14 protein-coding genes are annotated in these 12,109 nt (G+C 40.4%); 10 read left to right on the top strand and 4 right to left on the bottom strand.

Annotation, left to right across the window (positions count from 1 at the left end; translation table 11 throughout):
• Positions 1–148: 148 nt before the first annotated feature.
• Genes JTI58_RS20890 through JTI58_RS20905 form a run of 4 tightly spaced genes read left to right on the top strand, consistent with a single transcriptional unit; the run spans position 149 to position 3,003 of the window.
• Entirely contained in the window at positions 149–1,327 is a 1,179-nt protein-coding gene (locus JTI58_RS20890; protein WP_205443483.1) for an acyl-CoA dehydrogenase family protein, read from the top strand.
• Between the two features lie 47 nt (positions 1,328–1,374).
• On the top strand, positions 1,375–1,698 hold the full coding sequence (locus JTI58_RS20895; RefSeq protein ID WP_205443485.1) for an AMP-binding protein: 324 nt from the start codon (positions 1,375–1,377) through the stop codon (positions 1,696–1,698).
• The gene (locus tag JTI58_RS20900; protein ID WP_205443486.1) at positions 1,676–2,575 is read left to right on the top strand and encodes a serine hydrolase domain-containing protein; all 900 of its coding nucleotides are present in this window, start codon (positions 1,676–1,678) and stop codon (positions 2,573–2,575) included. Before JTI58_RS20895 ends, JTI58_RS20900 begins: the two co-directional genes overlap by 23 nt.
• 41 nt (positions 2,576–2,616) lie before the next feature.
• A complete protein-coding gene (locus JTI58_RS20905; protein WP_205443487.1) occupies positions 2,617–3,003 on the top strand; it encodes a YidH family protein in 387 nt (128 codons plus the stop codon).
• A gap of 97 nt (positions 3,004–3,100) precedes the next feature.
• On the opposite strand, the gene msrA is transcribed toward JTI58_RS20905, so the two are convergent.
• Positions 3,101–3,625: a peptide-methionine (S)-S-oxide reductase MsrA gene (msrA, locus tag JTI58_RS20910; RefSeq protein WP_205447499.1), complete on the bottom strand. Its 525-nt coding sequence runs from the start codon at positions 3,623–3,625 to the stop codon at positions 3,101–3,103.
• A 174-nt stretch (positions 3,626–3,799) separates the two neighbouring features.
• Between msrA and JTI58_RS20915 the strand changes: the two genes are divergently transcribed.
• The 3 genes from JTI58_RS20915 to JTI58_RS20925 all read left to right on the top strand — a co-directional run bounded on the left by JTI58_RS20915 (position 3,800) and on the right by JTI58_RS20925 (position 6,477).
• Positions 3,800–4,750, top strand: coding sequence for an LCP family protein (locus JTI58_RS20915; RefSeq protein ID WP_205443489.1), 951 nt, complete (start codon positions 3,800–3,802; stop codon positions 4,748–4,750).
• 64 nt (positions 4,751–4,814) lie between these two features.
• The gene (locus JTI58_RS20920; RefSeq protein ID WP_205443490.1) at positions 4,815–6,014 is read left to right on the top strand and encodes an AI-2E family transporter; all 1,200 of its coding nucleotides are present in this window, start codon (positions 4,815–4,817) and stop codon (positions 6,012–6,014) included.
• Between the two features lie 97 nt (positions 6,015–6,111).
• The gene (locus JTI58_RS20925) at positions 6,112–6,477 is read left to right on the top strand and encodes a cupin domain-containing protein (RefSeq protein WP_205443492.1); all 366 of its coding nucleotides are present in this window, start codon (positions 6,112–6,114) and stop codon (positions 6,475–6,477) included.
• A 51-nt stretch (positions 6,478–6,528) separates the two neighbouring features.
• On the opposite strand, the gene JTI58_RS20930 is transcribed toward JTI58_RS20925, so the two are convergent.
• On the bottom strand, positions 6,529–7,710 hold the full coding sequence (locus JTI58_RS20930; RefSeq protein WP_205443493.1) for an aminotransferase class I/II-fold pyridoxal phosphate-dependent enzyme: 1,182 nt from the start codon (positions 7,708–7,710) through the stop codon (positions 6,529–6,531).
• Positions 7,711–7,961: 251 nt separating this feature from the next.
• On the opposite strand from JTI58_RS20930, the gene JTI58_RS20935 reads away from it, so the two are divergent.
• Positions 7,962–8,258 carry an aminoglycoside 6-adenylyltransferase gene (locus JTI58_RS20935; RefSeq protein ID WP_243456167.1) on the top strand — a complete coding sequence of 99 codons (297 nt, stop codon included), beginning with the start codon at positions 7,962–7,964 and terminating at the stop codon, positions 8,256–8,258.
• 14 nt (positions 8,259–8,272) lie between these two features.
• Entirely contained in the window at positions 8,273–9,088 is an 816-nt protein-coding gene (locus JTI58_RS20940; protein ID WP_205443494.1) for an ATP-binding protein, read from the top strand.
• Between the two features lie 46 nt (positions 9,089–9,134).
• Here the strand turns inward: JTI58_RS20940 and JTI58_RS20945 are convergent, their stop codons facing one another.
• A complete protein-coding gene (locus tag JTI58_RS20945; protein WP_066036778.1) occupies positions 9,135–9,929 on the bottom strand; it encodes an enoyl-CoA hydratase/isomerase family protein in 795 nt (264 codons plus the stop codon).
• A gap of 367 nt (positions 9,930–10,296) precedes the next feature.
• On the opposite strand from JTI58_RS20945, the gene JTI58_RS20950 reads away from it, so the two are divergent.
• A complete protein-coding gene (locus JTI58_RS20950) occupies positions 10,297–11,172 on the top strand; it encodes a tyrosine-type recombinase/integrase (protein WP_205443495.1) in 876 nt (291 codons plus the stop codon).
• Positions 11,173–11,215: 43 nt separating this feature from the next.
• Here the strand turns inward: JTI58_RS20950 and JTI58_RS20955 are convergent, their stop codons facing one another.
• Complete coding sequence (locus JTI58_RS20955; RefSeq protein ID WP_205443496.1) at positions 11,216–12,070, bottom strand: transglutaminase family protein; 855 nt, start codon at positions 12,068–12,070, stop codon at positions 11,216–11,218.
• Positions 12,071–12,109: the final 39 nt, after the last annotated feature.

The raw sequence follows: 12,109 nt of genomic DNA on the forward strand, positions 1-12,109 counted from the left end.
TATATTCAAGTATCTATGATATTTTACCATTTTACTTTATTCACAGCCATATATAAAATAATGAGCGAGAATATTTTTATTATTCTAAAAATTTAAAGTGGAAACGTTTTCGTTCTGAGATTGAACGAGTGTTGGAAAGGAGTACAGTATGCAAGCAACAGGGACAATTGATTATCTTGATCAGTTAAAGCAGAAGTTACGTGCGTTTATTGACAATGAACTATTACCGTTTGAACGGGAGCATGAAATGGATGCAGAGCAAAAGATTTCGATGGAGCAAATTACATGGGTTCGAAAGCGATCAAAGGAGCTTGGATTTTATGGTATCAACCTACCAAAGGAGTTGGGAGGGCAGTCGCTTAGCTTAAAGGGACTATGTGTTTTAAAGGAAGAGCTTGCAAAATCAGGCGCGGTTTTATGGGGGCATGTTTTGGGTGAAATCGGTGGACCTTTACGTATTGGTCAGATGGTAAACGTTTTTACGCCAGACCAATTAACAAAGTACGTCATGCCAGTGATTAATGCTGAAGCAGGTTGTTGTTTTGCATTATCAGAGCCTGGTGCAGGATCTGATGCCCGTGCCATTCAAACAACAGCTATACGGGATGGTGATAGCTACATATTACATGGGAAAAAGCATTTTATTAGCGCTGCACCCTATGCTGACTGGGCAATTGTTTTGGCAAAGGAAATGGTAGAGCCAACTAATGTAAGCGTTACTGCCTTTATTGTAGAGAAACAGACAGAGGAACGACCAGGTTTTGAACTTGGCAAGATTCAAGTGCCTATATCGGGAGAACATAGTACAGCTGAGCTGATTTTTAACCAATGCCGAGTGCCTTCTACGAATATTCTCGGTCAACGAGGCAAGGGATTGATGCTGGGGCTTAACAGAATCAATGAAAACAGAGCGTCTTGGGGAGCTACCTACCTTGGGGTAGCACAACGGCTATTAGATGAAGCAGTTGACCATGCCAAAGAGCGTAGACAGTTTGGTAAACCAATTGGGGAATTTCAAGCTATTCAACATATGTTAGCGGAAATGGCCACTGAACTCTATGCAGCACGTTGTATGCTCTACGATGTGATCGAACGTATGGACCATGGTGAAAACGTGAGAGGGCAAGCATCTATGGTGAAACTGTATACCTCTGAGGTTGCCAATCGAGTGGCAGACAAGGCAGTTCAAATCTTGGGTGGTCAAGGGTTAATGAAAGGACATCCTGTAGAGAAAATGTATCGAGATGTACGGATGTTTAGAATTTTGACGGGTACATCTGAAATTCAGAAAAACATAATAGCTAAAGAATTGCTGAGTCAATCATAAATACATCGTCTTTCGAAACGATTATTTACCTAAAGGAGGAAGTTTACATGGATGCTATAACGTTTCAAGCTTTTCTATTTACTAGTTTAAATAAATTTGATAGACAGCCAGCGCTTACTTGTGTAGAGACAAATGAAACGATTACTTATAAGACATTACGGGAACAAGTTGATGCGGCAGCAAGCCAGTTAGGTCGTCTTGGCGTACAAGTCGGAAAGCGTGTTGCAGTTCTCATTCCAAATAGTATTGAAAATGTTATCTACAATCTTGCTGTCAGTCGGTGTGGAGCTACGGTCGTTCCGTTAAATGATAAGCTAGGCATGAAGGAAATTGAGTTTATTTTAAGAGATGCGGAGCCTCAAGTCATTTAATGGCTATCCATTCTATCAGCCTCATGCATTGAACTCTGCATCAAAGTCATTTGTCGGGTTAATTGTGGGTTTACTAGCTGATGAAGGGGTACTAGATCTAACTAAAAAAGCTTTCTATTACATTCCTGAATTAGAAGGAACAGGACTAGGCGAAGGTACTGTTCAGCAATTGCTTGATATGCAAGTTCCTGTGAAGTATATGGAAGCGGATACGCCTATGGGAATAGGGCGGGGCACCCCTATTTTTATCGCATCTGGTTCGATACCAAAACCTGAAAACTATCATGGACCGGAAAATCTATATGAATTTATGGTAGCAAGTAAACGAGCTATTCCCCCTGGTACGGTATTTAAGTATGAAAATGGCCAAACAGAAACATTAGGCTGGATCATTAAACGATTAACAGGTAAAAATCTAGCTGAATTAATTCAGCAATATATATGGTCTAAATTAGGAGCAGAAGAAAATGCTTGCATGCATTTGGATGGCATTGGCACAGATATAGCTAGTGGCGGTATGCGCGCAACCTTACGTGATTTAGGACGTTTTGGTAGCATGATGTGTAACAATGGTTTTTATAATGGGCAGCAAATTATTCCCGTGCCAATCATAAGGGAAATCCAAAAAGGCGGAAATCCACAATTACTTGAGGAAAGTAATCATCATTATCTTCCAGGGTTTTCCTATCATAATCAATGGTGGATTAGTCATGATCAATACGGAGGATATTCAGCACGAGGAAAGTTTGATCAACAAATCCACATTGCACCGAAAACCGAGACCGTCATTGTCAAACTATCTTCCAATTACTCACCTCAGCCAGAAGGAATGCAAGCATGTCAGGCCATTATAGCCTATTTAGCTAAAAACGAATAATGTGTAGCAATTGAAAATGGAATAGGGAAGGGTTACCGTTTATGGAGGGATTCAATACATGGAACGAAGGAGCGAACAATAGTGTACAGTATGCCCAGCAGCATTTAGCGAACGAAAGAACGTACTTAGCTTGGATACGGACTAGCATTTCGATTGTCGGAGTCGGGTTTTTGACCACCTCCTTGCATTTTACGATTAAAATGAATTCAAATGATTCTATTCATATCGTAGCCATTTGCCTTGGCATTTTTGCCTGCATCATTGGGTTTATCATAGGCGTTTTGGCAACCTTTCAATATGCAAGAAAAAGAAAAGAAATTCAGGATGGACGATTTTATCCTTCCAATCATTGTATTTATATGATTTCTAGTCTTTTTTCTCTGCTGATTTTGATTATCTTTCTGTATCTTTCGTTCTTGTTATTTTGAGAGGCAAGGAATCACTTGAAAAATATTGGCTTTCCAATAGAAAAACACGTATTTTTGATTACCTATCAAATAATACGTGTTTTTCATGTTCTCTAGCTTATTCTTTTTCCCAATGCTTCGCAATAAATGTATCACGGCCAGAAACGGCACGGTCTTGCTGATAGTGTTCCGTTTCTTTTTTATAATAATCTTGGTGATAGTCTTCTGCTGGGTAGAAGCGTTCAGCATCGCGAATTTTGGTTACAATAGGTTTATCAAAGCGTCCGCTATTGGCAAGCTTTTCTTTCGAGGCCTCTGCGATATGCTTTTGCTCATATGTATAGGTAAAGATAGCGGTTGTATAGGATTCGCCACGGTCATGGAACTGTCCATACGCATCTGTCGGGTCAATTTGCATCCAATAAATATCAAGGAGCTGCTCATAACTAAAAATAGCAGGGTCGAATTCGATTTCGACGACTTCTAAATGGCCTGACGTTCCTTTTTTGACATCTTCATAGGTTGGGTTTTCTAAATGGCCACCCATATAGCCAGAAGTCACTTTATGTATACCGTCCCACTCGACGAATGGCTTGACCATACACCAAAAACATCCGCCAGCAAATGTCGCTTTTTCTATCATTTGAATCATCCTTTCTTTTGTGAAAATATTATAGCATTGTTTTGCTCCAAACTGCGCAAATGGGTGTAAAATAACGATTAGATAGAAAATCATGGAATAGATCCTTTTCAAAATGAAACTTTCTAGCTAATCAATCGTTACATTAACTATATCAAAATAGAGGAGTTAGTTGTTATGGAAGAGCAAGATTATACGAGACGCTCCCAACGTCCAAAAAAGCGTAGATTACGTAAAGGGAGAGCAATTTTCACACTATTACTACTGTGTATCATAGTGATTGTCGGCTATTCGGTCATGCAATATCGCAGTGGACTTGAGCTAGCCAATGACACGAAAGTAGCACAGGAAGATTTTACGGGTGATAGTATCAAAGGGGATATCGAAAACTATTTGATTTTAGGGGTCGATACACGTGGAGAGGAAAAATCACGTACCGATACAATGATGGTATTATCCTGGAATAAAGCAAACAACGATATTAAACTCGTATCCTTTATGCGCGATATTTACGCGGATATCCCAGGCTATCAATCCTATAAGCTTAATACAGCCTACTATCTAGACGGTGTCCAGCTATTGAAGGATACATTGACAAATATGTTTGGCCTACCGATTCATCATTATGCACTAATTGATTTTAAAAACTTTGAATCCTTAGTGGATATTTTAGCGCCAAATGGTGTGGAAATGGATGTTGAAAAGGACATGTCTGAAAACATTGGCGTAGAGTTAAAGCAAGGTGTTCATCGTTTAAATGGACAGGAGCTACTGGGCTATGCTCGTTTCCGTCATGATGCGGAAGGAGATTTTGGTCGTGTTGCGCGTCAGCAAAAAGTCATTGAAGCGTTGAAATCGGAGCTATTAACGCCTACCAATATGTTGCATTTACCAAAATTCGTCGGAGCGGCACAGGGCTATATCACAACAGATTATTCATCCTCTGAGGAAATGCAGCAAGTGCTTAAATTGCTATCAAAGGGCAAGGTCAACATTGAGAAAGCAACCATTCCTATTGAGGGGAGCTATCAATTCCAAAACTTTAGCCATGCAGGCGATTCCATTGTCATCGATGTGGAGCAAAACAAGGCATTTTTAAGCGATTTTTTAGGTATTTCACTAGAGTGATTTTTCGCAAAAACCAACATTATCCTGTAATATAAAGGTAGAGCATTTGGATTGGGGTGGATCTATGGAAAAAGAGAGACCAAAAGAGCGTTCAAACCTGTTAGCAACTAAGTTTATTCGTTTTTTAGGTGGTAGAAACCTATTATTTACACTGGTGATTTTATTACTAGTGGCATGTGTTATTTTTATGTTTAATGAAGTTTCCTTTATCTTTACCCCGCTTCAAGTATTATTTGAAGTAGTGATTTTACCAGGGGTACTAGCCGTCATTGGCTACTATTTATTACGCCCATTGCTGGCGATACTAGTACGATGGCGTATCCCAAGAATATGGGGTATTTTAATCCTCTACATTGCGGTCATTGGTGTCATTACGTTACTCGTGGTGCTAGTCTATCCGTTTTTACGCGACCAGTTCACCAATTTAGCACAGGAATTCCCAGAGTACTTCATGGCATTTACGCAAAACATTGTAGAATTTCTGAATCATTCACGTTTTAATGAGTACTTAGATAAAATTAGTTTTAATTTTGATGAAGTATTGAATAACTTCACAACGGATATGGTAAAAACAGTGAAGGATATGGCGACCAATGTAGCACAGGGTGTGGCATCTGGGATTACGGGCTTCCTATCAACGTTAACAGGCATTGTGCTATCACTTGTAACGGTGCCATTCATCTTATTTTATTTACTAAAAGAGGGCGAAAAATTACCGAAATTTATGCTGAAAGTGTGCCCACCACGTATGCGTAAAGAAGTAACTGACATTTTCCATGACATGGACAAGCAAATTAGTTCGTACATACAGGGGCAAATTTTAGTATCCATGTGTATTGGCGCAATGGTGACGATTGGCTTTTTAATTATTGGCATGAAGTATGCTTTATTGCTCGGCTTCCTTGCGATGATTACCAGTGTGGTGCCTTATTTAGGTCCCGTTATTGCGATCACACCAGCTGTCATTATTGCCCTTGTCACGTCCCCATTAATGCTAATCAAGCTAGCCATTGTATGGACAATCGTTCAGTTGATTGAAGGGAAATTTATCTCGCCACAAATTATGGGGAAATCACTCAGTATTCACCCGATTACGATTATCTTTGTGTTATTAACGGCAGGCTCGTTATTTGGTGTCCCAGGTGTTATTTTAGGGATTCCAGGCTATGCAATCTTTAAGGTGCTTGTCACGCATTTATTCAAGCTCTTTAAGCAGCGCTATAACCGTTACGAGGATGACGTTCATCAAAAATATGATATCTAATAAAACAGCTACTGTTCTTATGGCAGTAGCTGTTTTTTGCTGTAGAAAATAGCATTATGGTATGCTATGAATAGACTCAAAGCAAGGGGGAATGGAAATGGCATACATACCGATTAATTTTCAAGAGAAATTAGCTAAATTTCAAGAGCATTGGTCACCAAAGGTCATTGCTGAAATGAATGATTATCAATTTAAGCTCGTCAAAGTTCAGGGGGATTTTGTCTGGCATAAGCATGATGATACGGATGAAGTGTTTATCGTCCTTGAGGGGCAGTTAATCATCGAATTCCGAGATGGTGAAGTAAGCCTGCAAGCAGGGGAAATGTTTGTGGTTCCGCGCAATGTGGAACATAAACCCTATGCGGCTTCAGAGTGTAAAATTTTGCTTGTAGAGCCTGTTGGTGTCGTGAATACAGGTGAGGAACAATCAGAGCTTACCGCTGAAAACGATGTGTGGATTTAACCTTCATAGAAAAACCCTTCCAACAAAATGTTAGAAGGGTTTTTAAATTGCCTAATTTTTGCTTTGGGCCAATAATTGTACTTTTGCTAAGCGATCCACAGCTTCTTGCAGAAGTTCCTTTGGTTGGACTAATGCTAAACGTAAATAGCCTTGTCCTGCAGTACCAAATACGGTTCCGGGCACTGTGACAACGCCAACTTGTTCAATCAATTGGAAGGCTAGTTCTGTACAATCGATAGCATAGGGATATTTTGCCCAAACGAACATTCCCCCATCTGATGGTGCTGCCTCCCATCCTAAAGCTTGTAAGCCATTCATCAGTGTTTTATGACGTTGTGAGAAAGTGGCACGTAAGCTTTCCGTAATTTCCTCTGCGTTATCCAGTGCAACGACAGCCGCATCCTGGATAGGCTCGAAAATACCGAAGTCTAAATTTGATTTTAATTGCTTGATAACAGCGATCATTTCTGCATTTCCTGCGATATAGGCAATACGTGTGCCCGCAAGACTAAAGCTTTTGGAAAGGGAGTTAATCTCCATGCCGACTTCTTTTGCTCCTGGTGCAGCTAGGAAGCTAATGGGGCCATCTCCCGTAAAATAGAACTCTGAATAGGCCGCATCATGGAGAACAATAATATTATATTTTTTGGCAAAGGCAATGACTTTTTCAAAGTACGCTAATGAAGGCATCGCTGGTACAGGATTTCCTGGCAAGTTTAAAATCAATAGCTTTGCTTTCTGGGCAATATCTTCTGGTACAGCGTCTAAATCAGGTAAATAATCGTTGTCAGCTGTTTGAGGCATGTAATAAGGTATTGCGCCAGCTAAGTGAATTCCTGCGTCATATGCAACATAAGCTGGGTTTGTGGATAAGACGATGTCTCCTGGATCACAAAAGGCGATGGGTAAATGCACTAAGCCTTCTTGCGAGCCAATTGTTTGAATAATTTCTGTTGCGGGATCTAGATCGACGTTACTACGGCGCTTATAGTAGCGACTCACCGCATCATAAAAACGCTGTGTGCCTGTCAGTGTATAGCCGTAAGATTCAGCTAAACCTGCGCGATAGGAAAGATGCTCACGGATTTTAGCATGTGGGGGAAGATCAGGACTTCCTAAGCTTAAGTCAATTAAGGTCATGCCTTTTGCTTGCTGCTCGCGCGCAAAATTTTTCAAATCTCCGAAAATTGCTGGTGTAAATAATGACATTTTTTTAGATGGTACGATTTTCAAAGCTAGTACACTCCTTGTAGTTGTATAACAGAATAGTAGTTCACATTTTATCATACTGAAGCACAGAAAGGGACAGATATTCTGAAAAAAGAAAATATTTATATAATGGAGAGGATGCGTGCGTAGGCTAGCGAAAATAGATTGTCTGCTGTTGGGAGAAGCTACTATAAATTCCTTCACAAAGGAAATTGTATTATACTGAGTATAAAGTTTTTTAGGTGGGATGAGTCTTATGCGAGACGAGCTACCATATGCCAAGCAAATGCTTGAAGAAACCACAAGACAGTCCTGACATCAAATGCTCAATTGGTCAGCATAATGATTTTCAATTATCTACAGGCAAAATGGGGAAGTATTTGAAAAACTATGTGTCAGCTAATTATTGGGCATTGTATGTAAAAACCTATGCGGACGCTGACTATGCTAATATGTGGAATGCCCTATTTACGGCATGCACACTGTTTCGAAGCATGGCAAAGCATGCCCATATGTCAGCCTATTTGAAGCAAGTATGCACGTTATCACCAGATGCGAAAACGATTTTGTAAGGGGGAAGAGGGCAGTGAAGGTATATTCATTAAGCGGACCAAGTGGCACAGGCAAAAGTACAAGTGCGCTTGCCTTTGCCCATAAATTAGGGGTGGAGGCCATTGTTGATGATGGATTACTCATTGTGAATGGCGTAAGAGTTGCAGGCCTTTCTGCTAAATTTGAAAAAAATACAATTACCGCTGTACGGCGTGCCATTTTTACAGATCCAGCCCATCGTGAGGCTGTCCAAAAAGCGCTAGCTCATCATCAGGTACAGTCTATTTTACTTATCGGCACATCGACTAAAATGACGAATAGTATTGCCAAGCAGCTAGAGCTAGGACCGATTGAGCATTATTATGATGTGGAGGATGTCCGTTCTTTTAAGGAAATTCAAAAAGCCCGCTTTATCCGTCAAACACAGGGTAAGCATGTGATGCCGATCCCCTATAGACAAGTGGAGCAAAATTTCTTTAAACGATTGGTGCAAAAGGGCATGGAGATTTTTTCATCGAAACGAGAAAAAATCGGGGAAACGACGATTGTGCGTCCTGATTTTCAGCGGGAATATATAGAAATCAGCAAGCCAGTTTATGTACAGCTACTGACATACTGCTGTAGCCAACAGGCGATTGTACAAAAGGTGGAGCAGGCACAATTTGTGTTAGGGGATCAGGTTCAAGCTATCCTCACTATTCAGGTGAAGCTACCAATTGATTATCCATTAGCAGCCCGTTTATTGGCATTACAACAAGCGGTGCAGGAAGATTTTTATCTACATTTTGGCTATGAATTAGATGCTATTCATGTGCATGTTAAAACAGCTATACAAAAGAAAAAGGCGTAAAAAACAGGTACTCCGCTCGCACATTGGCGTTAAGAGTACCTGTTTTTTATTTTGGCTGACGGGTAAATTGAGGCTGGCGTTTTTCCACAAAGGCACGACAACCCTCTGCGAAATCACTGCCTACAAATGGCGAAGAGCCTTGCCATAAGGTCGGCACACTATCGAGACATTCCTGAACGGATTGCTTCACGGCAAGTAAGGATTCAGGGGACATCCCTGCAACAAGCTTGCCCATTCGAATCATGTATTTATTTAAATCCTTTTCAGCTACTAAGTAGTTAAGCAGCCCAAGCTTGAAAGCTTCCTCTGCTTTAAACATTCGTCCTGTAAAGACTAAATCCTTGGTTGTGGCAGGGCCGACGAGCTGAACTAAACGCTGCGCAAATTTGTTATTTAAAGTAATCCCTAATTTACCGACAGGAATGCCGAGCTTGGCCTTGTCGGAGCCAATGCGGATATCACAGGCTAAGGCTAATTCCAAGCCAGCGCCCATTGCCGGGCCGTTGATGACGCCAATCGTTGGAATCGGTAGGCGCTCAATGGTTGAAATGGTCTTTTCCATATGTACAAACGCTTCTTCAGCTTGCTCAAGAGAGATGGCATTGAACTCTTTAATATCAGAGCCGGCTGTAAAGCTTTGGCCAGAGCCTCGTAAAATCAGTACTTTATTTTTCGGATTATCTAATACTTGTAGGGCAATCTTGGCTAATTGATCCCACATGTTTGCCGTTAATGCATTTTTTGCCTGTGGTCGATGAATCGTAATAATCGCTAGCCCAGCTGTTTCTTGATAAATAATTTTCGCATCTTCTGCTTCCAGTCGAGTCGTTTTTACTTGCATATCGGAAAGCCTCCTACATGTTAGTGTCTATCTTTATTATATAACACAATCAACGATAAACACGAAATGATACGAATTTTCACATAAAATTGCGTTGTTATACAAGAATGTAGGGAATAGTAAGCATTTATTGTACTACAACAGGGGAGCGGAATTTACTATTGTAAGAAAGTAAAAATTATGAGAAACTACTTTAGGAACATATGTTTCTTCATTACGTAAGGGGCATTTGATTGGTAGAAGCGGGTTCATGTTGTGAAAATACAGATTATCCGACATTACAATAATATAAAACGAATTTGAACCTACGCACCCAAAATATAGTAAAATAGAAACAACACACGCAAAGCAATCAAGGAGGGGCAATATGGTTACACTCAAGGAAGCATGGAATAGCTACGCATTGCTGCTACAATCATTGAAAAAAAGTGCTGCCACAAAAAAACAATACAATATGGATGGGCAGCAGTTTTTAACATTCGCCCATGAGCAAAACTACCTGTATGTGGACCATCAATTGAAAAATTTATTACAGCTCTATTGCGACTATTTAAAGGAAACCTACAGTAATATCAACACGTTTAATCATAAAATAGCGACATTGCGAGGCTTTGTAGATTTTATTTTTTTACGAGAATGGGTGGAGCCTTTTGATTATCAGCATATTTTGCAGCCGAAAAAAAGACAAAAAGAAGCACTGCAAGTACTGACAAATAAACAGGTCATGCAAATTGCCAACGTATGGCCAACCTATTTTCAATATGCTAAAACGCAGGAGCATGCATGGCTGGCAAGACGCAATGGCTGTATCGTTCAAGTGTTGATGGAAACGGGTTGTAAGCCCGCTGAGCTTGTGCGCATGAAATGGGCTCACTTGAATGAAGAGAAAGCGACCCTTTTTATAGCTAATCGAAATGGACGTCGAGAAATTAAGTGTTCGCCCATCCTCATGGACATGCTAACACAATATAAAAAAGAGACGACCCATTTACATGAGCAAGAGGTAGGGGAATGGGTTTGGGTAAGCGAGGCGAGTTTAGCGAAGCCGATTACGACGAAGACAATTGAACGCATTTTCCAAACGATGGCTCAAGATATAGGGAAGAATATAAGAGCAACTGATTTGCGTTATACTGTCATGCAACGGGCATTTCAGCAGGAAAAAACGCTGGAGCATATTCAACAAGAAATGGGCTATGTACGGAAATGGGTGCTAACAGAAAGACAGCAGCGCCTCGAATAAAGGCGTGCAGTAATCGCGATTTATCACCATCACTGCACGCCTTTTATAAATGATTCAATGCTTTGACATTCACTTTGACTGTTAAATCATGCTTGCCTCCAGAATATACACCTTCCACAGGGCTAATGTCACTATAATCGCGACCAATACATAAAATAATATGATTTTCCAATACTTCCACATTATTCGTGGGATCAAGACCAATCCAGCCAATACCCGGGATCATGACTTCTACCCAAGCATGTGTTGCAATATCACCAATGAGGGCTGAGTTTTCATCGACATATAAATAGCCACTGACATAGCGAGCTGGAATTCCTTTAGCCCGTAAAACAGCCAGCATAACATGGGTGAAATCCTGACAAACACCCCGTTTTAATGCAAATGCCTCACTTGCCGTTGTCGTTACATTTGTCGCTGTCGGATCATACTCAAAGCTCGAATATAAATATTGCATTAAATTAAGCGAAAAGAGCACAGGATTTTCAGCATGACCGATCGCATGATAGACTTCCTCTAGCTGCTGCTCTGTCATAAATGTAAAATGTGTTGCTTTTAAATACGGTAAATAATGCTCATAGAATAGCTGCGAGTGAAAAATGGTCTGCATTTCGGGTGAATATTGAATACGATGAATAAATGGCGCACGCTGAATACTCACAATCGAAGATGTATGAATTTCTAGTATTTGATGCTGCTCTGGTATATAAAAAGAACCAACTGTATTGCCCCAAATATCCGTATGCTCACGGGTCAGGGAAGACGGCGTAATGGCAATTCGATAAGATAATAATCGCTGACGCTCATCACTACGCGGCTTTAAACGAATGGTATTCAAGCTTTGATCGACTTCAGACTCATATTGAAAAATATTTGTATGCTGAATTTCAAATTTCATCGTGTCCGCTTCCTTCTGCTTACTGACTTGCCTGTTGAA

This window comes from Lysinibacillus fusiformis, from assembly GCF_016925635.1.
GTDB classification, from domain to species: Bacteria; Bacillota; Bacilli; order Bacillales_A; family Planococcaceae; genus Lysinibacillus; species Lysinibacillus fusiformis_F.

Coding starts and splice junctions, on each gene's coding strand:
- JTI58_RS20945 (WP_066036778.1), bottom strand. CDS start 9,929: ATGCAAGTAAAAACGACTCGACTGGAAGCAGAAGATGCGAAAATTATT.
- JTI58_RS20920 (WP_205443490.1), top strand. CDS start 4,815: ATGGAAAAAGAGAGACCAAAAGAGCGTTCAAACCTGTTAGCAACTAAG.
- JTI58_RS20955 (WP_205443496.1), bottom strand. CDS start 12,070: ATGAAATTTGAAATTCAGCATACAAATATTTTTCAATATGAGTCTGAA.
- JTI58_RS20950 (WP_205443495.1), top strand. CDS start 10,297: ATGGTTACACTCAAGGAAGCATGGAATAGCTACGCATTGCTGCTACAA.
- JTI58_RS20925 (WP_205443492.1), top strand. CDS start 6,112: ATGGCATACATACCGATTAATTTTCAAGAGAAATTAGCTAAATTTCAA.
- JTI58_RS20915 (WP_205443489.1), top strand. CDS start 3,800: ATGGAAGAGCAAGATTATACGAGACGCTCCCAACGTCCAAAAAAGCGT.
- JTI58_RS20890 (WP_205443483.1), top strand. CDS start 149: ATGCAAGCAACAGGGACAATTGATTATCTTGATCAGTTAAAGCAGAAG.
- msrA (WP_205447499.1), bottom strand. CDS start 3,625: ATGATAGAAAAAGCGACATTTGCTGGCGGATGTTTTTGGTGTATGGTC.
- JTI58_RS20905 (WP_205443487.1), top strand. CDS start 2,617: ATGGAGGGATTCAATACATGGAACGAAGGAGCGAACAATAGTGTACAG.
- JTI58_RS20935 (WP_243456167.1), top strand. CDS start 7,962: ATGCCAAGCAAATGCTTGAAGAAACCACAAGACAGTCCTGACATCAAA.
- JTI58_RS20900 (WP_205443486.1), top strand. CDS start 1,676: ATGCGGAGCCTCAAGTCATTTAATGGCTATCCATTCTATCAGCCTCAT.
- JTI58_RS20895 (WP_205443485.1), top strand. CDS start 1,375: ATGGATGCTATAACGTTTCAAGCTTTTCTATTTACTAGTTTAAATAAA.